Here is a 21,847-nt window from a genome sequence, read left to right on the forward strand (position 1 = left end):
CTATTTCAATAGAATCAACTTGCATTTGAGGCAATTCATTTTCTTCTAAAGATAGTGTTTCAAACTCTCCTTCTGCTTCTTTGCTAACTTCATTATTCACTAATTCTTTGTCTTCATCATTACTTTCTTGCATATCATTCAATAAAGCCTCAAAATCAATTTCTTGCTCATCTTGTGCAGTTTCAACAACTTCTGTATTTTTAGATTCATTATTTTTTTCTAATTCTTCTAATTCCTCATTTTGATCCTTATCAAACTCTAAATCTTCAAGACTTTTTTCTAGATCTTCTTGTGATAATTCCACCTCATCTTGTTGATTCTCTGCCTCTTCTAATTCTTTCTGAATTTCTTCTGCAGAAATATCCTGCTTTTGATCCAAACCAATTGCTTCTTCAAAATTCTTATTTTCATCATCAGATTCTTCGGTAAATAACTGCTTAACTTCTTCAATATCACTTTCATCTAGCACTTTTGGAGAGAGTGATTTTGATGGATCTACTTCCAATCCTAAATCCCCTAAATCTAGCAAATCGCTATCTTGCTTTTCTGCTTCATCAACTTTTTCTTCTTCCTTAGCCTCAACAAAAGTTTCTATTCCGCAAACTTCGGATAGAGTTTTCACAAGATCTGTAGGCAAAAAAGGCTTTTGAACATATGCATCAAACCCTTCCACCCTTTGTGTTGATTTTGCATAGAGTAAAATCGTTTTAACTTCTGTGTTTGCTTGTTTATATTGCTCTAATTCTTCTTGTTGGTAGCACTCATCATCCAATAAAAGCACATCAGCTTGCAAAGTCAAATCAATTCCTTGTGTCTCAACCATATCTAAACCAATCTTTGAAATACTAAGTGAGGCAAGCTTAGTAATCATTGGATTTTTATTGACTAAGTATATTTTCATTTTAAGAAGCGCTCCATTTTTTTTAATATTCTACAATAAAGAATTTGTTAAAATTTCAAAATTTTAACAACTTTTATCTTAAGATTCACAAGGAAATTTTAATGTTTAGCAAACTTTTCTATCTTTTTTGCTTTTGTTTTATGCTTTCACTTCCCTCTTTTGCGCAATCGCTTTATTTTATGCCAAAAGAACAAAATCAAGCCATCAAGCAGCTAATCAACACCATAAAGAGCGCCCAAAATACCCTTGATATTGCTATTTATAGTTTTACAAATCGTGAAATTAGCAAAGCCATCCGAGACACCACCAAAAAAGGCGTAAAGGTGCGAATTATTTATGACAAAAAGTCTAATCAAAAAAATAATCACTCTACCATTGGCTATCTTGCTAAACTTAAAAATATACAAACTTGCTTTTTAGAGGGCAAACGCTCACGCAATGGCAAATATAATGGATTAATGCATAGCAAAATGGCAATTATAGATGACAAACATTTAATTTTAGGATCGGCAAATTGGTCTAAAAGTGCATTTGAAACTAATTATGAAACATTGGTAATTTTAGATAATAAAGAATTTATCCAAAAAGCACAAAAAGAATTTGAAACAATGTTTGAAGAGTGTGAGAAATATTAATCTTATAAAATCATCTCGCCAAATAATGACATTTTAGTGCCCCCCAAGCACTAAAGTTGAATTAAAACTTAAATTCCAAAAAGCATTTTAGTATTTTGATTGATTAAGCCCACCAAGTTTTCTTTTGAAACATTTAAAATCTCACTCATTTTTTCCAACACAAGAGGAATATAAGAAGGTTCATTCCTCTTTCCTCTGTGTGGATGAGGCGTAAGATAGGGTGCATCCGTTTCTAAAAGCAGAGATTCTACTGGAATTTTAGGCAAAATTTCCACCAATTTTCTAGCATTTTTAAAAGTTAAAACCCCTCCAATCCCATAATAAAAGCCTTTTTTAGCAAGGCTAAGGAGCTGAAAATCTGCATTAAAACAATGCAAAACTCCTCCAACTAACTCATCACAATAAGTTTGCAAAATCTCCAAACTATCTGCTGAAGCATCTCTAATATGGACAATTAAAGGCTTTTTATAAGCAATAGCTAATTGAATTTGTGCAATAAAAACCTCTTTTTGAATTTGTTTTAACTTCTCAATGCTCTCTAGCTTTGATTGAGCCAATGCTTCTTCCAAGCAATAATAATCAAGCCCACACTCGCCCACTGCAATACATTTCTCATCTTCTAAAAACGGCTCCAAAAAAGCCTCATCATATAAATAGGCATAATTTGGATGCAACCCACTTGCAAAATAGATTTCTTCATATTTATGGGCTAACTCACGCGCTCTACTTAAATCCTCTGGATGCGCTGCAGGAATAATAAAACGAGTGATTCCAGCATTTCTAGCACGATCCAAAATGGCTTCAAAATCCTCTTCAAATCTTTTATCATCTAAATGGCAATGTGTATCACAAAGTTGCATAAAATATTCCTTAATTTTTTTTTGTTACAATTATGAAAATTTTAATAGAACTTGGCTTAAATTAAGGAATATAAATGTTTACAGGCTTAGTTAGAGAGTTTGGGAAAGTGCTTGGATTCCAACAAAACATTCTTACGCTCAAAGCAAAACACCGCCCAAAAGTCGGAGATAGCATAGCAGTTAATGGTGCTTGTTTAACGGCTATAGAAATTTTCAACAATGGTTTTAGCGTAGAATTAAGCGAAGAGACACAATCACATATTGCCTTAGAATCCTATCAAGACTTAGTGCATATTGAACCGGCTTTAAGATTACAAGATAGACTTGATGGGCATTTGGTGCAAGGCCATATAGATGGCATAGGAGAAATTATTAAAATCATTCCACACTCCATTGGTATTGATTTTTTTATCACCGCTAATCGCGATATTTTGAAACTTTGCATCCCTAAAGGCAGTATTGCAATTAATGGAATTAGTCTTACTATTAATGAAGTTTTAGATGATTCACTACGCCTTACGCTCATTCCACACACAATCCAAAACACACTCTTTGGGCAATACAAAGTTGGAACAAAAGTCAATATTGAAACAGATATGTTTGCAAGAATGGTGCAACATTTCTTATCTAACAAAAAAGATTCCAATCTCACTTGGGAAAAAGTTGATAGAATCCTAGGGAGCTATTAAAATGCCTTTGCCACTTTCTCAAAAAGCTGTCGCTCTAGCTTATGAACAAAACAAACACCGAGCTCCAAAAGTCTTAGCTAAAGGAGAAGGACTAATCGCCCAAAAAATCATTGAAAAGGCTAAGGAATACGACATTCCACTTTTTCAAAGCAAAGCTTTAGTGGATTCACTTATTCATTTAGAAATTGATGAAGAGATTCCACCTGATCTTTACAAAGCTGTTGTGGAAGTATTTATTTGGCTTTACAAAACCGAACAAAAAACCCAAATGAGTCATTCATAATTTATAAGCTATTTTAAAAGTTGCAGATTCTCCTTAAAACTCCACTAACTCTCTATCGCGTGCTGTATAAGTCGCACATTTTGTATAGCCCACTTCCCTTGCTAAAGCTTCTAAAGTCTCTCTTGCAAATCCAATCTGCTCTATGGCGTGCGCATCACTGCTAAAAACAATAGGAATATCAAGCCCATAGCACATTTCCAAAATTTCCCTAGAAGGGTATTGCTCCTTGACTTCTTTACGCAGTCCTGCAGCATTAATTTCCACTGCCATATTGGCTTTTTTAATTGCTTTGAGAGTTAATTCTATAGTTTTGCGTAAGTCTTTTGTAGGACGATAATTAAAAATCTTTAATAAATCCATATGTGCAACAATATCAAATTCACCACTCATCGCCATTTGCTTGGCAGCTTCAAAGTATTGCTCCCAACAAGCATTAATATCACGCTTTGCATATTCCCGAATAAATTCAGGATTATCAAATCCCCAATTTCCTAGAAAATGCACCGCTCCGATACGATAATCTAATGGCAAATTAAAGATTCTCTCATCCAAAAGATGGGGTAAAAAATCAATCTCCAAAGCCATTTTAATAGAAATTTGTGAAGCATATTTCGCCTTTAACTCTTCTATTTGTTGCAAATAAAAGGGTAATTCCGCAAAATCCATACGATATTGCTCATCAAACTCCATAGGATTATGGCAAGAAAATCCAAAAATATCTATTTTTTCTTCTATGGCTTTTTGAATATATTCTTCCATAGTTCCACTAGCGTGCTTACATAGACTAGTATGATTATGCAAATCCACTCGCATTTATTCCACCCTTTTTTCCATTTCTTTAGTAATATGAAGATTTAAAATATGCTTATCAAACACTGCAATAGAAAACATTGCATCAAAAATTTTAATATCAAGCACAAATCCCTCAACTTTCACTTCCCGCTTTTTAGTATCCTCTTGCAGACATTGCGCCTTAAAAAGTACTTCATTTCCAAGCTCAATGGGAGCTAAAAACTTCATCTCCACTCCAATAATAATAGCATTGGGATTATTCACTGCCAATAAAGCGCTATAAGCTGCACTAGAGTAAAGGTTTCCTGAATGCACTAGCCCACTTTTATCCAAAATCATTTTACTCGTTGTCTCTAGCATCACACTTGCTTGCCTATTTTTTAACTCTTTGATCACACCATTGCTTGAATCAATATTTTGACAAACCCTTTGAACAACGGATTCTTGATCGGCTTGATTTAAAAAATCTCCATCCTCATTTGCAAATTCATCTTCCACTTAGAACACCTTATCCAAAACTTAAAAATCAAAATTATAACACAACAAAAAACATAAAAAATAAAAATGGTATAATTTCAGCTATATTTCATTATTTTAATAAGGAATTTCTTGAAGATTCTTTTTCTCTCACACACCGATTCAAATCTCTATCGCTTTAGGCTTCCTGTAATGATTGCCCTAGTAAAAGCTGGACACGAAGTCTTAGCTCTTACTCCAAAAGGAGAATATTTCTCGCAATTTGCTAAACATCAAATTAAAGCGATAGATTATTCCATAGAGCGTGGCAGTCTTAATCCCTTTAAAGCTTTAAAAACTATTCAAAATATCGCAGAAATTCTCAAAAAGGAAAAACCTGATATTCTTCACACTTTTATGCTAAAGCCAAATATTTATGGATCTTTTGCCGCAAAAATCGCCAAGATTCCTTATGTAATTAACTCTCTAACAGGATTGGGAAGTTTTTATATTCAAAAATCTCCTAAAACTTTTTTACTTAAAATCTTAATTGAAAGACTTAATTTCTTTGCCTTTAAAATTGCTAAAAAGGTGCTTTTTCAAAATCAAGATGACTTAGATCTTTATGTCAAAAAAGGCTTAGTGCCACGCGAAAAAACCATCCTTATAAAAGGCTCTGGAATTGATACAGAATTTTTCTCTCCACTCCCCAAAAATCAAGCCTTACTTCAAAGTCTAAAAATTCCTCAAGATTCTCTTGTAGTCTTAATGATAGCAAGGGCAATTTTACACAAAGGCATAAAAGAATATTATGCAGCAGCAAACTTAGCAAAAGAGGCTAATTTAAAGCTACACTTTTTATATGTAGGAGGGATTGATACAGGAAATATCGCACCTATAGACAAAGAATTCCTAGAAAATCAAAAACAAGTGCATTATTTAGGCGAAAGGCAAGACATTAAAGAACTCATTGGAATCTGTGATATTTTCGTGCTTCCAAGTTATAGAGAAGGGATTCCACGCACACTTTTAGAAGCAGGCAGTATGGCAAAGCCTATCATCACCACTAATGCCGTTGGTTGCAAGGAAGTTGTTAGTGATGGATACAATGGATTTTTAGTCCCCATTGGAGATAGTCAAATTCTCTTTGAAAAACTTCTCCAACTCTCACAAAGCGAATCTTTAAGAAAAGAATTTGGAAAAAATAGCCGCAAAAAAATTTGCGAGGAATTTGGCGTGGAATCTATTGTAAAATCCTATCTTCAATTATATAAAGAGGTAAAAAATGTATCCACATTTCATTAAGCCTATCTTAGATTTCTCATTAGCTCTTATTTTGATTATTCTTTTTTCGCCAATTATTTTGATAGTTGCCTTGCTAATTAGACTAAAACTTGGTTCGCCTATTTTTTTCACACAAGAACGCCCAGGATTAAAGGGAAAGATCTTTAAAATCTATAAATTTCGCACAATGAGCGATCAAAGAGATTCTAATGGGCAATTGCTAAGCGATGAATTAAGACTAAAAGGATTTGGTAAATTCATTCGCAAAAGTAGCCTTGATGAACTCCCACAACTCTTTAATGTCTTAAAGGGAGAAATGAGCTTTGTAGGACCACGCCCACTCTTAGTTGAATATTTAAAACTCTATAATAAAGAACAAGCTAAACGCCACGAAGTTAAACCAGGCATCACAGGTTGGGCTCAAGTCAATGGACGCAATGCTATCTCTTGGGAAGAAAAATTCAAACTTGATGTATATTATGTGAAACATATTAGTTTTTGGTTAGATCTTAAAATTCTTTATCTTACTTTCTTTAAAGTATTAAAACGCAAAGACATTAATTCAAACACCAATGTCACAATGGAAAAATTCAAGGGGAATGAGTAATTGGCGACCCTTGGAAGATTTGAACTTCCGTTACTGCCGTGAAAGGGCATTATCCTTGGCCACTAGATGAAAGGGTCGGCGGAATTTTAACATATTTTAGTTATAGAAAAATAAATCTAGGCTCTAAAAGCTATCATTTAGGGATAAAAAAGTATAATAACCCAAATTTCCAAAGATTATTTGGTTTCTTAAAGGAGGCTTTATGTTTCCATTACAAAGCAAATTAAGACTTATTGGTAGTGTTTTAGGAATCGCTACTGATGAGGATTATATTATTTGTGCAGATAACTTCTATAATATCGTTACTTTCTCTATTCAAGATAAAGTCATCAATCAAACCCTGCAACTCTCAAAAGATACGGAACCTCTACACCCTTTTAGCAAATCTGTTGCTATTTCCCATAAAAACGGAAGAGTTGTAACTGGTTTTACTTCAACTTCCAAAGGCATTGTCTTAAAAACTAAGCCAAAAATTACACCTATTGCAGTGCTTACTTGGCAAAAGCTTGAAATTTCTAAAATTGCTTTCTCTTATGATGATAATTATCTTGCCACAGGCGGAGAAGATGGTAGAGTGCTTATTTACATGGGAGAAAATTATCATTTACTTCTCAGTTTGCCACCTTTCCCAGATTATATTTCATCTATTGCATTTAGCGAATGTGGAACACTTATTTTTAGTGCTTGTTTTGGCAAAACTGCTATGGTTTTTAGCATCTTAAAAAATACAAAAATCATAGATTTCAAAACCGATTTTGTTGTGGAAGATGCCTTTTTTTATGATAACAACACCAAATTATTCTGCATTACTAAAAATGGAATTTTTACTTATGATATCTACAAACAAGAATATCTTTGCCAAAATGCTTTACAAAACTCGTGGCTTACAACCTGCCAAAAACTTCCTGGGGAAGAATTTGCTGTTATTGGAGGAAAATATAATCCATTAAGATTGGCTCGTATTAGCGATAACGCAATCATTGACACTATCCCATCAGAATACACTGGTGCAACCTCGCTTTTTTTAGATAAAAATCTGTTATATATAGGTTACTCTAATGGCGCAATTGAGATTGCTCAAATTGATCTTGCAAAAGAAGAAATGTTAGAATATCTTGCCAATGATGATTTGCAATCCTGCCTTAAGCTTATTAAAGAAAAAAATATCTTTCTTCAAACTTTACCCCAATATAAAGAAAAACTTGATTCACTCTGGCAAGATAAATTACTTGAAGCCATCGATCTACTCGCTAAAGATAGATTACAAGAAGCACAAAGTCTAATAGAACCCTTTATGTATGATAACAGCAAAAAAGAAGAATTTGATTATTATTGGCGTCAAAAAGCTAGTGTTGCACGCTTTATGGATCTTATTGAGGAGAAAAACTACACTGAAGCTTATCAACTTATCAAACAATATCCTTATTTAGAAAACACAATGGCTTATACACAACTTGAAGAATTATGGGAAAAAACCTTTGAACTTGCCAAAAAATTATTAGCAGAAGATGCACAGCTTAATATCCATAAAGTCAAAGAATTACTAAATCCTTTTGCAAATGTTCCAATTAAAAAAGCAGTTATTACTACCCTTTTGAAAAATGTTGATAAATTCCTTCAAGCTGATAAGGAATTTAAAGCCAAAAATTTTGTGGAATATTTCAAAATTTGTGAAAAATTTCCCTTTTTGCAGGCTACAAGAAGCTACAAAAATGCTTTGCTTGTAGGCAACCAAATCATACAACACATTAGCACTTTAGAAAACCAAAATAATTACCAAAAAGCACTTGAAGTTTGTAAGCTTCTTAATGCAATGTTCCCTTTTAAAAGTATTGCCAATGAAAAATCAAAAAACATTCAACTCAAACAAGAATTTTCTCAATATTGTGCTTCTAAACAACTCTCAAAAGCTTTTGAAATGGCAGAAGAACATTTTGAACTCCATTCTACATTGGAATATAAAACACTCTATGAAGAATTTAGAGCTAAAGGCAGAATCGCCTTTGGCTTTGCTTCTAATGGAGATGGTAAAGGCGTGATAGATACCTTAAAAGAATACCTTAACATCAAATGTTGGCAAGATAAAATTGCCTCTATTTTAAAAATTGCTTATCTCAATGAATTCCTTCAAAATGCTCACCAAAATAGCCAAAATATTAATTGGAAAGAAAGCTTTCAATACTACATTGAACGCTATGGAAAAGATGAAGAGCTTAAAAAGGTAGCTACCGAAATGGGCTTAGAAAATACCCTAGAGAGTATTTCGCAAGAAGGTAATCCACAAGGCTATCTCAATGTAAGCTTAGTCGAATCCCTCCTTTGTATTGATGAACAACCACTAAACTAACAATAAAGGCTAAAAATGCAAATACAACGCTATCCTACTAAACAAATTCAAATCGGAGAAGTCAAGATTGGTGGTGATGCACCTATCTCTGTGCAAAGTATGACTTTTTCAAAAACAGCAGACTTACAAGCTACCAAAGATCAAATCGATCGATTGCAACTTGCTGGTTGCGATATTGTGCGTGTGGCTGTGAGCGATGAAGAAGATGCAAAAGCACTCAAAACACTTAAAAGTATGATTTCCTTGCCCTTAGTTGCAGACATTCACTTCCGTTATAAATTCGCTCTTATTGCTGCTCAATCTGTGGATTGTATCCGCATAAATCCTGGAAATATCGGGTCAAAAGAAAAAATCAAAGCCGTTGTAGAAGCCTGCAAAGAAAGAAATATTCCTATTCGCATTGGTGTTAATGCCGGCAGTTTAGAGAAACAATTTGAAGACAAATATGGTGCTACTCCAAAAGGAATGGTAGAATCAGCACTTTATAATATTAAACTTTTAGAAGATTTTGGCTTTACTCATCTAAAAGTTTCTCTCAAAGCAAGTGATGTTGAACGCACAATGGCAGCCTATCGAATGTTGCGTCCTTTAGTTTCTTATCCTTTTCATCTTGGCGTAACAGAAGCTGGGGATCTAGAATCATCAATGATAAAAAGCTCAATGGCATTAGGGGGACTTTTAATGGAAGGCATTGGAGATACAATGCGAGTCTCTATTACTGGTGAGCTAGAAAAAGAAATAGAAGTTGCACGCTCTATTTTACGCTATAGCGGAAGACAAAAAGAAGGAATCACTTATATCTCTTGTCCTACTTGTGGTAGATTACAAGCTGATTTGGTGCCTATTTTAAAGGAACTTAAAATAAGAATGCCAAAAATCAAAACTCCTATGCAGCTTTCTGTTATGGGCTGTGCTGTGAATGCACTCGGGGAAGCTAAACACGCAGATGTTGCCATTGCCTTTGGCAGTGGAGATGGGTTAATCATCAAAAAAGGTCAAATAGTAGGAAAATACAAAGAATCAGAACTTATTGATGTCTTTATCAAAGAAGTCTTACAAACCGAACAAGAAATGATACAAAACCAAGGTTTGTAATCTCTTATCTTATTTGCCCATTACCCCTAATCTTATATTTATAACTTGTAAGACATTCCACACCCATAGGACCTCTAGCGTGAAGCTTAGAAGTAGAAATCCCTACCTCTGCTCCATAACCAAACTCTCCTCCATCGCTAAACCTTGTTGAAGCATTCACATACACACAAGCACTATCTACTTGATTTAAAAAATTCTCTGCAATGCTATAATCCTCGCACAAAATTGCTTCACTATGCCCACTACTAAATTTACCAATATGTTCCAATGCACCTTGTAAGCCCCGCACTATTCTTATATTTAAAATATTTTCATTATATTCAGTATGATAGGCTTCTAGGGGAATCACTTCGCACTCTATCCCACTTTGAGCTAAAATTCTACAAGATTCCTTGCAACCTTTAAGAGTTGTCCCCTTTTGCTTCAAAGCCTTAGCCACTTGGGGCAAAAACTTTTCAGCAAAACTAGAATCTACAAGCAAAGTCTCACACGCATTACATACGCTAGGGCGAGAAGTTTTAGCATTGACTATCACAGCAATAGATTGCTCTATTTTGCAACTTGAATGGGCAAAAATATGACAAACTCCTTTATCTTGCTTAATAATAGGGATTTTTGAGTATTCACTCACAAATTTTATCAAGCCCTCTCCACCACGCGGAATCACCAGATCTATATATTCTTTAGCACTCAACAATACTTTTAAATCTTCTCTCTCGCAAGAAAGAAAGATAATCGCTTCTTTTGGGATCTTAAATTGCTCTAAAACCTTATGAAAAATCTCAACAATGGCTTTATTTGAGTTTTGTGCTTCCTTGCCTCCTTTTAATATACATACATTTCCACTTTTAAAACAAAGTCCTGCTGTATCACTTGTAACATTTGGACGCGATTCATAAATGATTCCAATCACACCAATTGGGACACTTACTTTTTCTATTTCTAAACCCTTTGCATTACTAAAACCACCTAGAATCCTACTAAGTGGATCAGGGAGATCCGCAATTTCTTTAAGAGATTTTGCCATTGCTAAAATCCGCTCTTGATTTAGCGTCAATCGCTCCAACATAGAAGCAGAAAGCCCAAACTCTTGTGCTTTAGATAAATCCTTTTGGTTAGCCTCCAAAATCATCTTACTTTGTGTTTCTAGCTCTTTAGCACACTCTCTTAAAAATTCCTGCCTTATAGGGTGAGGAATCTGCCTCATATAAACTTTTGCCTCTTTTGCTTTCCTTAAGGTTTCAAAAAACTCCATATAACTTCCTTAGCTTTCCCTAAACATACGCCTTGCAAGTCGCTTTGCTTTAATTTCCTCTTCTTCACGCTTTAAGGAGGTATAAGTGGCGTTAGTATAATCCTCTAAAATTTTTTGACTATTAATGCTTTTACCATTAGAAACTAGCTTTTTGTATTCTCCATCTTCTTGCAATTCGTGAGCATTTGTGTTATCTTCACTTTGTAAGCGAATAATCCCAAAGAGTTTTTCTGCTAGAGATTCTTCAAAAACAGGCGTCATAAGCTCCACTCTCCGCTCCAAATTTCTTGGCATTAAATCTGCACTTGCAAAATAAATTTGTGGTTTTGCATGTTTGAAATAATAGATTCGAGCGTGTTCTAAATATTTACCCACAATAGAAATAACGCGGATATTTTCACTCACTCCTGCCACTTTTGGCTTCAAACAGCAAATCCCTCGCACAATCAAATCAATCTTCACTCCTGCATTAGAAGCCTTATAAAGTGCCACAATCACATCGGTATCAACAATAGAATTTGCCTTTAAAATAATTCTTCCTTCACTTCCTTTTTTGGCTTCATTTTCAATTAATTCTATGATTTTGGGCTTAATTTGCAAAGGTGCTGCAAGTAGCGTATTAAGCCTTGATTTATGAGAGAAACCAGAAAGATTATGAAAAAATTTCGTCGCATCTTGCGTAAATTCTTTCTTAGAAGTCATATAGCTAATATCTGTGTAAATTTTTGCACTGCTCGTGTTGTAATTCCCCGTGCTTAAATGCACATATTCGCGCAACTCTTTGCCTATACTCTTTATCACCAAAGCAATCTTAGCATGCACTTTTAACCCAGGGACTCCATAAATCACATGCGCACCTGCCCCTTCTAATGCCTTAGCCCAATGCAAATTATTTTCTTCATCAAAACGAGCCTTTAGCTCCACCAATGCTGTTACTTGCTTGCCATTTTCAGCCGCTTCAATTAATGCCTTAACAATGGGCGAGTTTTTCCCTACACGATAAAGTGTCATACGAATCGAAAATACATCGGGATCTTTAGCAGCACTTTGGATAAAATTCACCACAGGATCAAAACTCTCATAAGGTTGAAATAACAACACATCTTGAGTGTCTAAAATTGAAAAAATATTTGCATTAGAATCAAGTGGGGGCAGAATCTTTGGTGTATAACTTGGAAAAGTGAGTTGTGCAAAATTCTTATTCCCTACAATCTCCCATAAAATACTAGAATTCATCGGCAATTCACATTCATAAATATCTTCACTAGAAACAGGGATATAATTTGTAATAAAGCGCTTTAGTTCTTCATCTTTTGTTTTGCCAATTTCTAAACGAATAATTTCCCCTTTGCGACGAGATTTCAGCCCTTCTGTCATTAACGCCATAAAGTCATCGCCTTCTTCTTCTTCAATCTCCATATCGGCATTTCTTGTAACCCTAAAAGCAGTCCAACTAAGCACCGAAAATCCAGGAAATAACTCACTTGTGAATTCTGCTACAACACTATCTGTTAGCACATAAGTGTCTCCTAGCTTAATAAATCCAGGAAGCATTCTTGAAATACGCGTCATTCCAAACTTAATTTCATTAGGATTATCAAGACTTTGAAGTTTGAGTGCTAACACATAGCTAAGATTATTTAAATGTGGAAAAGGGTGCGTAGCATCAACCGCAATAGGGACAACAATAGGATAAAGATGATTCATAAAATAATCTTGCAATTGTTTTTGTTGTTCTTTATTTGCTTCTTTATAAGTTTTAATGCAAAGTCCAAGTTTATTTAATGATTCTTTAATCTCAAAATAACACGCCTCTAAAAGCTTTTTTTCTTTTTTAAGATAGCCTCGAATCTCTTCTAATTGCTCTTTAGGGGTGAGCCTATCTGCCCCACTTTCTGTGATTCTAGCAGCATAAAGTCGCTTTAGCCCAGCCACTCTCACCATATAAAATTCATCTAAATTTGTGCCATAAATTGCGATAAATTTTAAACGCTCCAAAAGCGGATTATTAGAGTTTTGTGCTTCACTTAAAACGCGTGTATTAAACCGCAGCCAAGATAATTCACGATTAATAAAGTTGCTTGATTCTTTTAGCTGATTAGACATTGCCCACCCTTTGTGCTTTTCTACAATTATACCTTACTCAACCAAAAAACTTCTCGATTCTCAAATATTTAGCAGTTTTTATTAAACTTTTCTAATAAATCTACTCATTTAAAGAACAAAAACTAGAATCTTTTATAGAATCAAAATAATCTTACCATTTTATTTAAAAAGAGTGCTTCCAAGTCTCACGCAATTGCTTCCGCATCGAATCGCCAATTCAAAATCTCCACTCATTCCCATACTCAAGGTATTAGCACCAAAATTTTGCAGTTTTTCAAATAAAGCCCGTGTTGTCTCAAAGCTTTTTTGAATTAAATTACAATCCGTTGAATGCGCCCCAATACTCATTAGCCCACAAAGTTTAACATTTGGGCACTCTTCTAATATTTGGTAATAAATTTCTATCGCTTCTTCAGGCATAACTCCACTTTTGGTAGATTCTTTAGCGCTATTGATTTGCAAGAGCGTTTTAAGATAAATATGCTCTTGCTCCAATCTCTTTTGAAGTTGTTTGGCTAACTCCAAAGAGTGCAAACTATGAAACATAAAAGGTTTTAATTTTAAAAGTGCATTAATTTTATTGCTTTGGAGATTTCCAATAAAATGCCACTCTAGGGGCAGTGATTCTAGAGTATTAGCTTTTTGGGTTAAATCTTGCACTTTATTTTCCCCAAAAGCCCTTTGCCCACATTCATACAAAGCTTGTATTTCTTGAGTAGTAGAATATTTACTCACTGCAACAAGCCGCACAATCCTATGTCTATCAACTGCAATTCTAGCTTTTTCTATCTTTTCAATAGCATTAATTAAATTTTCTTTAAAATTTTGCATCACTTTCCTTTAAAAAGGCATTGTTCCATTCATAATACGCATAACATCATTATATAATCCAAGCCCCATAAGCCCAAATAAAACAACCCAACCTGCTAGTGTTAAACGATAGATAGCATTAAGGCTTGGAATCTTTTTGGTTATCATTTCATAAAGAGTAAAAACAATATGCCCCCCATCTAATGCAGGGATAGGCAAAAGATTTAAGATTCCCAAATTCACAGATATTAAAGCTGTAAAAGTCAAAAGAGTAACAATTCCTAATTCTGTTGCTTTTTTGGTAATAGAAACAATTGAAACGACTCCTCCCACCTCACTAAAAGGCACAACTCCCAAAATGATCTTCTCTAATCCCTGCAAAATAAGGGTGCTAGCTTGGAGAGTTTGAGAGAAAGCATAAGGAATACTCTCAAGTGGAGAATAAGAAATTTTGCGTATTTCATTAGCCGCAATAATTCCAATTAAAGGGCGAGAAATCTCTTCACCAAAAATATTTTTACTTTGCCCAAGTTTGGGAATCAAAATCGCAGTTTGCACTTGTGAATCACGCAAAAAAGTAACCTCCAATTCGCCAACAGAAGATTCCACTACCCTATTAAGCTTATCCCAAGTTTTAATGCTTTCTCCATTAATGGCAACAATTTCATCGCCTGCTTGCAAACCTGCCTTACTTGCAGGCATATCTTCCTGCACTTTTCCAATAACAGGAGCTAACTCATTTTGCCCCATTAAAGCAATAGCAATATAGAGCAAAAAAGCTAAAAAGAGATTAAAAAATGATCCAGCTGCAAGTATAACCAATCTTTTGTAAGTGGCAATCCCATAAAGGCTATCTTTTTCATAATTGCGATTTTTAGGATCAATGTCGCTTTGCCCTTTAAGCTGCACAAAACCACCAAGTGGAATAGGACGCAAAGAATATTCAGTCTCTCCAATTTGTTTTTTCCATAATTTTTGACTTCCAAAACCAATGCTAAAGGCTTCTACTTTTACGCCAAAAAGCTTTGCGGCTAAAAAATGCCCCAATTCATGAAAAAAGACCAAAAAAGCTAGAACAAGAATAGAACCAATAAAACCCATATTTTACCTTGTCTTTGTGTAAGCTTTAGCATAATCATAGCCCGAATAAAGGGTAATAATTACAGCAAGCCATAAAGTAGCATTTGCAAAAGAATAATCCATAAGCAAAAAAGCAATCGCCGTAATTTGTAATCCTGTTTTGTATTTTCCAAGATTTGACGCAGCCACTCTCAAACCTTTTGCAGCAGCAGCAACTCTAAGCCCAGTAATAAAAAATTCTCTCCCCAAAATCAAAAAAACAGCCCAAGCATTAACCCTATCAATCACCAAAAGCCCAATAAAAGCCGCAAGCATTAAAAGCTTATCGGCTAAGGGATCAAAAATCTCCCCAAAAAGACTCGTAACTTTAAAGTTTCTAGCAATAAAACCATCAAAAAAATCCGTAATGCTTGCAACACAAAAAAGTAAACAAGCAAGATAATTCACCCAAGTAGAATGAATTGAAGGTGGTAGCAACTCCCAACCATAAAGCAAAATAGCTAAAAGCAAGATTGCAAAACAGATTCTAAGAGCTGTTAAAAAATTTGGAAGACTTTTTAGATTCATTACTTAAAGCTTGTTCCTCCATCAATCACAATTGTTTGTCCTGTAAGCCAAGCACTTGAAGAATCATCGCATAAAAACAAACAAGCCCCTGCTATATCTTCAGGTTTCCCCATACGCCCAAGCGGACTTTGAGATTCTACTGCTGCTTTAATTTCCGCATAATCAGGGAAAGCTTTGAGCGCATCTGTATCAATAGGTCCTCCACTCACTGCATTCACGCGAATATTATATTCACCAAGCTCCATTGCCGCATATTTTACCATAGTTTCTACAGCATTTTTAGAATTCCCATGCCCTGCATAATTTGGCATATACACGAGATTTCCTGTGGAGCTAAGAGAAATAATGCTTCCACCGCCCACTTTTTGCATTCTCTTAGCCGCTTCTTGCGCACCCACAACAAAAGCAAGAACCGTTGCAGTATAAATATTATTCAAACCTTTTGGTTTAAGACGCATAAAAGGAGCAAAACCGCCCACCACACTTTTACCATAAATAATTGCATTACTGATAAAAAAATCCACTCTTTCAAAATCTTCATCAATTTTTGCAAATAAATCTTTATAAGTTTCTGGCTCTAAAACATTTAAAGGATAAGTTTTAATTTTGATTTGATATTTAGATTCTACATCAGCAATAATTTTCTGTGCTTCTTCTTCATTTTTATTATAAGTAAAAGCAATATTAACGCCATTTTGTGCAAAACGATATAGAATCGCCTTGCCAATGCCACGCGTTGCTCCGCTAATAACTAAGGTTTTGTTTTTCATATTTTCTATCATTTCACCACCTCATATTGCATTAAAATTTGCTCCAAATATTTAAGATTCTCTACACTCGGCGAGACAAGTGGCAAACGATATTCTAAAGTCTTTAACAATCCACTTAAATACATTGCAGCTTTAATGGGAATAGGATTACTTTCAACAAAAAGTGCTTTATTGATTCTATAGAGTTCATTACTTAAAATATAAGCTTTTTGATAATTCAAATCACTCAAAACACTATGCGTTAAGGCTGCAATTTTATCTGGCAAGAGATTAGAAGTTACCGAAATCACACCTTTTCCACCGCAACAAAGAATAGGATAATTAATCACATCATCACCACTTACAATGACTAAATCTTTTTGATTCACATTTAAATCCATCACTTTTTCAAGATTTCCACCTGCTTCTTTGACACCATAAATATTTTTAACATCCCTAAAAAGCCGCAATATTGTAGTGTTTTCAAGGCTTACACCCGTGCGACTTGGGACATTATAAAGCATTAAAGGAATAGAAATCGACTCAGCAACACTTTTATAATGTTGATAAAGTCCTTCTTGAGTAGGTTTATTATAATAAGGCGTAACGCACAAGATTCCATCAGCACCACTAGCTTGTGCAAATTTTGCCAATTCAATAGCCTCTTGCGTGGAGTTACTCCCTGCTCCCGCTAACACTTTAATATTTTTCCCATTCAGTCTATTTTTCTTGGCAACATTGAGAGTAACTTCAATGCATTCTCTATGTTCTTGATGACTTAGTGTAGCAGATTCCCCAGTCGTCCCAACAGGCACTATGACATCAATGCCATAATTAATTTGTCTTTGAATAAGATTTTCATAAGTCTCTAAATCGAGCTTTCCATTTTTAAAAGGTGTAACAAGTGCAGTCATTGCACCTATAATTGTTTCTTCTACTTGCATATTTCTCTCACTTTTGTAAAGTCATAATGGTGGCATTATTCAGAGTAAAATATTGATTTGCCACTCTAATAATATCTTCCAAATTTAAAGATTCAAAATTTTTCTCAAAATCAAGCAAAGTCTGCAAATCCCCCCTAGCTATGTAAGAACCAAAAAGATTAGCAACACCACTGCTTGATTCTAACTCATAAAGAAAACTTGCGCGCATATTAATTTTAACTTTATCTAGCTCACTTTGCTTAAGTTTGCCCTGCTTAATAAGCTCAATTTGAGCCAAGATTTCCTTTTGGATTTTATCCAAACTTACTTCAGAGTTAGCTAAAGCCATTATAATAAACACGCCCTCATCTACCAAATCCATATTGTAAGTATAAACTTCAGCTGCAAGTCGCTTTTTATCCACGATCACACTTGATAAAACACTGCTTTTCCCACCACTTAAAATCTCACTTAAAGCACTAAGGGCGATTTGATCTTTATGGTTAAAGGGTGGAATCTTATACGCAATAGAAAGGATTTCAACTTCAGTTTGCTTATGCACACTTGCTTGACGCAAACCTTCTTGTTTTGGTTCTATTGTATGAACTTTTGGTATTTCAAATCCAGTATTTGGAATTTTTTCAAAATATTTTCTAACCGCTTTTAAAGCTTCATTAACTTCAATATCTCCTGCAATCACAATGCTTGCATTTTTGGGTTGATAGTAAGTTTTATGAAAAGCTCTAATATCTTCAATACTCCAATTTCTAATATCATCCATAAAACCAATTGGCGTCCAATGATAAGGATGATAAACATAAGCAGTGTTAAAAAGCCTAAAATATAAATAACCCATAGGATTATTATCTGTCCGCCATAATCTTTCTTCGGCTACCACATTGCGTTCAGGTTGAAATTCCTCATCACTCAAATTAAGATTCTGCATCAATTCTGCAAAAAGTTCTAAGCTTTTATCTAAATTTTGAGTGCTTGATTTAATATAATAATGTGTGTAATCAAAGCCTGTAGAAGCATTTGTGCTACCACCAAAACTCTTGATAATTTTATCAAATTCACCTGCTTTTAGATTCTTAGTTGATTTAAAATTCAAATGCTCTAACATATGGGCAATTCCACTTTTTCCCATTGTTTCATTACGACTACCCACTTTATAAAAAATATCGGTTGTAATAACATTGCTTTGATTATTAAGTGGGATAATATACACCTCTAAACCATTTTCAAGCACTGCTTTATGGTATTTTGGAAGAACTGAATTTTGCGCCATTAAAACTCCTATAAAACAAACAAATAAAATCAAAAATCTAAATTTTCTCATAAATTAATACCTACTGCATCTTGGATATTTAAAAAGCCTTTTGATTCAAGGATTTGAACCAAATCTTCATTGATTTTTTTAACAAGCATAGGTCCCTCAAAAATCAAGGCAGAATAAATTTGCACAAGGTTTGCACCCAAAGCAATCCTCTCAAAAGCTTCTTGTGCATTTGAAATTCCCCCTACGCTAATAAGCGTTGTTTTTTTGGCATACACTTTAGCAATTTGCCTTAGAATCTCTTTGCTTTTTTGAGTGAGAACTCGACCACTCAAACCACCTTTTTCTTTAGGGTTTTGAACTAATGAATAATCCAAAGTGGTATTGGTTGCAATGATTCCTCTAGCTCCATTTTGGATAGCCACTTCCGTTAGCTTCAAAATAGAATCAATCTCTAAATCAGGCGCAATTTTTAGGTAAATAGGCTTAGAATAGATTTCACAAAGCTTTAAAAAAAGCTCCTTAATAAAAGCTTCATTTTGCAAATCTCGCAAATTTGGAGTATTGGGCGAACTAATATTCACGCTTAAATAATCCGTGCAATTTGCAAATTTTTTAGCCAACAAAAGATAATCATCGAGTGCTTTTTCTTGTGAAGTAATTTTATTTTTACCAATATTCATTCCAAGCGGAATGGCAAAGGGATAAAGTTTAGACAAACGATTGACAATTACCTCTGATCCATCATTATTAAAACCCATTGCATTTTGAATTGATTCTTCTTGAATATGTCGCCAAAGGCGAGGTTTTTCATTACCTTCTTGAGGATTAGGGGTAACTGCACCAAGCTCCAAATAAGAAAATCCAAGTGCACAAAGCATTGGAATCATTGTGGCATTTTTATCAAATCCTGCAGCTAAACCTATAGGATTATAAAAAGACATACCATCAATTTTTTGTGCCAAAATGGGATTTTGAATGCAAGTTTTTTGAGATAACAAAGGCAAAATTCCAGGAATCTTAGGAGCCAATTTAGCTATTTTTTCCACAAAAGAATGTGCCTTTTCAGGATCACTTTTAAATAAATAAGGACGAATGGAATGGTAGCTAAACATCATTACCTCTTGCAAAGTAAAATAATTTTAGAATTGTAGCATTTTTATTTAAATAATTTTTTAAACTTTTTTGGCAACTTATTTCAAATTAATTCCACAAAAAATACACACAAAGAATTTCTTTTAAATCTTTTAAATTATTGGGGGGGGGGGGGTAAGAATTTAAAAGATTTAAAATCGCCAAACATTCCTTATTTTCAATAACTTTTTAAGAAGAAGTTAAAACTTCTTCTTATTGACATCCTCTAAAATATCATTAGCTATTTTATTGACACCTTGAGTAATGGCATTAGTATCATTAGCAACAATCACATTATTATGGGTTATTGTCTCTAGTTGAGCCACAGCTTCATTAATCTGTCCCACACCGGTAGTTTGCTCTCGTATGGATTCACTCATATCATTCACCCCTTGAACTAGAACATTCACATTCGCTTCTATTTCATTAAGAGATTTACTTGTTCTCTCAGCCAACTTTCTTACTTCATCAGCAACCACAGCAAATCCTCTTCCGTGTTCTCCTGCTCTTGCTGCCTCAATTGCCGCATTCAAAGCAAGGAGATTGGTTTGATCTGCTATATCTTTAATCACGCCTACAATATTTTTAATATCTTCTGCTTGTCTTGTAACTTCCGAAGTCCTATCTGAAACATTTTGCATAGATGAACTTATCTCTTCTATCGCAACAACAGATTGCTGCAAAGAATTAGCCTGACTTTGAGAACCTTCTGTTAGCTTTTGCATCGATTCTCTTAAATCTTGAGATTGTTTAGCTAGATCTGATGCAAAATTAGCCGATGCCTTAAGCATTGCCTTTATCTCTTCACCCAATATGTTTGTGATAACCTCAACATCACCTTGAGCGTTTTTAACTTCGGTTGTAAAATCTAAACGCTTATAGCTATCAAATACTCGAGTTATTTCATTCATATTAGAACCAATCTTACTTTGCAAAACATCAAGCATTTTATTTAAAACATTTTTCAACTCTACCAATTGAGGATTAGCCGGATTTTCAACAATTCTTGCTGTTAAATCGCCACTCTCGATGGCTTTAGCTGTTTGTGCGCTTTGAGCGATTGCTTTTTCATCTTGAATCAATCCCGCTTTAGTTTTTTCTATGTTGGCATTAATCACTTTAGCCATTGATCCAAACTCATCATTTGAATTAACTTGAACTAATTGTATATCAGTCTTTTCGTGATTAATATAGGAGAAGAACAATAAAATACTCCTTTGAAGAGTATTAACGCTATTTATCAAATTCTTATAAAACATTAACAATAATGGCAAGAATATTAGTATTGCTACAATTATGGCTATGAGAATATAGCTATTAATTGCATACAAAATATCTTTCATTAAAGAATGCGATATTTCATTAGAATAATCGCCCAAAGTATCGATATACACCCCTGTTGAAATCCACATATTATTAGTATTAGGTATCATCTGTGCATACCCAATCTTTTGTGCTTGAATCAACTCTCCATTAGGCAATGGCTTTGAAAATTCAAAACGAATGAATTTTCCCTTCTCATCTTGATTTTTTGCACTCTCAAATAATTCTCTTACATAATAAACGCCCTTTGGATCCTTTGCATCATAAAGCGACTTTCCAATCAAATCTTTTCTTGTTGGATGCGCTACTGGAAAATGATCTTTATAGACAAAGAAATATCCTGATTTATCCCCTTCGAATCTAAAATTTTCAATGGCTTTTGCAATAATAGCTATTTGTGATTTTTCATCCAATCCATTCACAAGCTCACCAAGAGAATATGCCATACTATCTGTAGCTAACTTTATCTTTTGGGCAACTTCTTGCTCAATCACCGAATTTAAACTCAAAGAAGCTTCATTAGTCATTTTATTTTGATTGAAGAAAATAATACCAATCAATACGCCAAAACTAATGAAGAAACCGAATGCCAAAATAAGTAATTTAATTTTTAAAGAAAAATTATTAAACATAACTACTCCCTAAAAGCTAAAAATATTCAGCATTCTATATTAC

21 protein-coding genes and 1 tRNA gene are annotated in these 21,847 nt (G+C 34.2%); 7 read left to right on the plus strand and 15 right to left on the minus strand.

What is annotated here, in order from left to right; all coding sequences use genetic code 11:
• Window positions 1-901, minus strand: a 901-nt coding sequence (locus HCAN_RS07260) for a hypothetical protein (protein WP_034556399.1), incomplete at its 3' end; no start/stop codon positions are given.
• Window positions 902-1,002: 101 nt separating this feature from the next.
• Between HCAN_RS07260 and HCAN_RS07265 the strand changes: the two genes are divergently transcribed.
• Window positions 1,003-1,536: a phospholipase D-like domain-containing protein gene (locus tag HCAN_RS07265; protein ID WP_006656461.1), complete on the plus strand. Its 534-nt coding sequence runs from the start codon at window positions 1,003-1,005 to the stop codon at window positions 1,534-1,536.
• A gap of 68 nt (window positions 1,537-1,604) precedes the next feature.
• Here HCAN_RS07265 and HCAN_RS07270 read toward each other — a convergent pair whose 3' ends face one another.
• The gene (locus HCAN_RS07270) at window positions 1,605-2,396 is read right to left on the minus strand and encodes a TatD family hydrolase (protein WP_006656462.1); all 792 of its coding nucleotides are present in this window, start codon (window positions 2,394-2,396) and stop codon (window positions 1,605-1,607) included.
• Between the two features lie 74 nt (window positions 2,397-2,470).
• Between HCAN_RS07270 and ribE the strand changes: the two genes are divergently transcribed.
• On the plus strand, window positions 2,471-3,085 hold the full coding sequence (gene ribE / locus HCAN_RS07275; RefSeq protein WP_006656463.1) for a riboflavin synthase: 615 nt from the start codon (window positions 2,471-2,473) through the stop codon (window positions 3,083-3,085).
• A 1-nt stretch (window position 3,086) separates the two neighbouring features.
• Window positions 3,087-3,368 carry an EscU/YscU/HrcU family type III secretion system export apparatus switch protein gene (locus HCAN_RS07280; RefSeq protein WP_006656464.1) on the plus strand — a complete coding sequence of 94 codons (282 nt, stop codon included), beginning with the start codon at window positions 3,087-3,089 and terminating at the stop codon, window positions 3,366-3,368.
• Between the two features lie 33 nt (window positions 3,369-3,401).
• Here the strand turns inward: HCAN_RS07280 and HCAN_RS07285 are convergent, their stop codons facing one another.
• Window positions 3,402-4,181 carry a histidinol-phosphatase gene (locus tag HCAN_RS07285; RefSeq protein ID WP_006656465.1) on the minus strand — a complete coding sequence of 260 codons (780 nt, stop codon included), beginning with the start codon at window positions 4,179-4,181 and terminating at the stop codon, window positions 3,402-3,404.
• The gene (locus HCAN_RS07290; protein ID WP_006656466.1) at window positions 4,182-4,658 is read right to left on the minus strand and encodes a hypothetical protein; all 477 of its coding nucleotides are present in this window, start codon (window positions 4,656-4,658) and stop codon (window positions 4,182-4,184) included.
• Between the two features lie 111 nt (window positions 4,659-4,769).
• Here HCAN_RS07290 and HCAN_RS07295 point away from each other — a divergent pair, with 111 nt between their 5' ends.
• Together HCAN_RS07295 and pglC are read left to right on the plus strand one after the other, a co-directional pair.
• Window positions 4,770-5,921, plus strand: a complete 1,152-nt coding sequence (locus tag HCAN_RS07295) for a glycosyltransferase family 4 protein (protein WP_034556400.1) — start codon at window positions 4,770-4,772, stop codon at window positions 5,919-5,921.
• Window positions 5,902-6,507: an undecaprenyl phosphate N,N'-diacetylbacillosamine 1-phosphate transferase gene (gene pglC, locus HCAN_RS07300; RefSeq protein WP_006656468.1), complete on the plus strand. Its 606-nt coding sequence runs from the start codon at window positions 5,902-5,904 to the stop codon at window positions 6,505-6,507. Before HCAN_RS07295 ends, pglC begins: the two co-directional genes overlap by 20 nt.
• 1 nt (window position 6,508) lies before the next feature.
• On the opposite strand, the gene HCAN_RS07305 is transcribed toward pglC, so the two are convergent.
• Window positions 6,509-6,584, minus strand: a tRNA-Glu gene (locus HCAN_RS07305).
• Between the two features lie 125 nt (window positions 6,585-6,709).
• On the opposite strand from HCAN_RS07305, the gene HCAN_RS07310 reads away from it, so the two are divergent.
• Both HCAN_RS07310 and ispG read left to right on the plus strand, forming a co-directional pair.
• Window positions 6,710-8,854, plus strand: a complete 2,145-nt coding sequence (locus HCAN_RS07310; RefSeq protein ID WP_006656469.1) for a WD40 repeat domain-containing protein — start codon at window positions 6,710-6,712, stop codon at window positions 8,852-8,854.
• Between the two features lie 15 nt (window positions 8,855-8,869).
• Window positions 8,870-9,949, plus strand: coding sequence for a flavodoxin-dependent (E)-4-hydroxy-3-methylbut-2-enyl-diphosphate synthase (gene ispG, locus HCAN_RS07315; protein ID WP_006656470.1), 1,080 nt, complete (start codon window positions 8,870-8,872; stop codon window positions 9,947-9,949).
• Between the two features lie 4 nt (window positions 9,950-9,953).
• Here the strand turns inward: ispG and HCAN_RS07320 are convergent, their stop codons facing one another.
• The 10 genes from HCAN_RS07320 to HCAN_RS07365 all read right to left on the minus strand — a co-directional run bounded on the left by HCAN_RS07320 (window position 9,954) and on the right by HCAN_RS07365 (window position 21,804).
• On the minus strand, window positions 9,954-11,204 hold the full coding sequence (locus HCAN_RS07320) for a glutamate-5-semialdehyde dehydrogenase (RefSeq protein ID WP_006656471.1): 1,251 nt from the start codon (window positions 11,202-11,204) through the stop codon (window positions 9,954-9,956).
• Between the two features lie 9 nt (window positions 11,205-11,213).
• On the minus strand, window positions 11,214-13,310 hold the full coding sequence (locus HCAN_RS07325; RefSeq protein WP_006656472.1) for an RNA degradosome polyphosphate kinase: 2,097 nt from the start codon (window positions 13,308-13,310) through the stop codon (window positions 11,214-11,216).
• A 159-nt stretch (window positions 13,311-13,469) separates the two neighbouring features.
• Entirely contained in the window at window positions 13,470-14,141 is a 672-nt protein-coding gene (locus tag HCAN_RS07330; RefSeq protein ID WP_006656473.1) for a YggS family pyridoxal phosphate-dependent enzyme, read from the minus strand.
• A gap of 9 nt (window positions 14,142-14,150) precedes the next feature.
• Window positions 14,151-15,221 (minus strand): RIP metalloprotease RseP, encoded by a 1,071-nt coding sequence (gene rseP, locus HCAN_RS07335; protein ID WP_006656474.1) that lies wholly within the window; start codon window positions 15,219-15,221, stop codon window positions 14,151-14,153.
• Between the two features lie 3 nt (window positions 15,222-15,224).
• Window positions 15,225-15,767 carry a CDP-diacylglycerol--glycerol-3-phosphate 3-phosphatidyltransferase gene (gene pgsA, locus HCAN_RS07340; protein ID WP_006656475.1) on the minus strand — a complete coding sequence of 181 codons (543 nt, stop codon included), beginning with the start codon at window positions 15,765-15,767 and terminating at the stop codon, window positions 15,225-15,227.
• The gene (locus HCAN_RS07345; protein WP_172617279.1) at window positions 15,767-16,537 is read right to left on the minus strand and encodes an enoyl-ACP reductase; all 771 of its coding nucleotides are present in this window, start codon (window positions 16,535-16,537) and stop codon (window positions 15,767-15,769) included. Before HCAN_RS07345 ends, pgsA begins: the two co-directional genes overlap by 1 nt.
• An 8-nt stretch (window positions 16,538-16,545) precedes the next feature.
• A complete protein-coding gene (gene dapA, locus HCAN_RS07350; RefSeq protein WP_006656477.1) occupies window positions 16,546-17,460 on the minus strand; it encodes a 4-hydroxy-tetrahydrodipicolinate synthase in 915 nt (304 codons plus the stop codon).
• Window positions 17,461-17,467: 7 nt separating this feature from the next.
• On the minus strand, window positions 17,468-18,727 hold the full coding sequence (locus HCAN_RS07355) for a M16 family metallopeptidase (RefSeq protein ID WP_006656478.1): 1,260 nt from the start codon (window positions 18,725-18,727) through the stop codon (window positions 17,468-17,470).
• A 47-nt stretch (window positions 18,728-18,774) separates the two neighbouring features.
• Entirely contained in the window at window positions 18,775-19,830 is a 1,056-nt protein-coding gene (locus HCAN_RS07360; protein WP_006656971.1) for a quinone-dependent dihydroorotate dehydrogenase, read from the minus strand.
• 219 nt (window positions 19,831-20,049) lie between these two features.
• Complete coding sequence (locus HCAN_RS07365; RefSeq protein WP_006656480.1) at window positions 20,050-21,804, minus strand: methyl-accepting chemotaxis protein; 1,755 nt, start codon at window positions 21,802-21,804, stop codon at window positions 20,050-20,052.
• Window positions 21,805-21,847 lie beyond the last annotated feature (43 nt).

It is taken from the genome of Helicobacter canadensis MIT 98-5491 (assembly GCF_000162575.1).
Lineage (GTDB): Bacteria > Campylobacterota > Campylobacteria > Campylobacterales > Helicobacteraceae > Helicobacter_D > Helicobacter_D canadensis.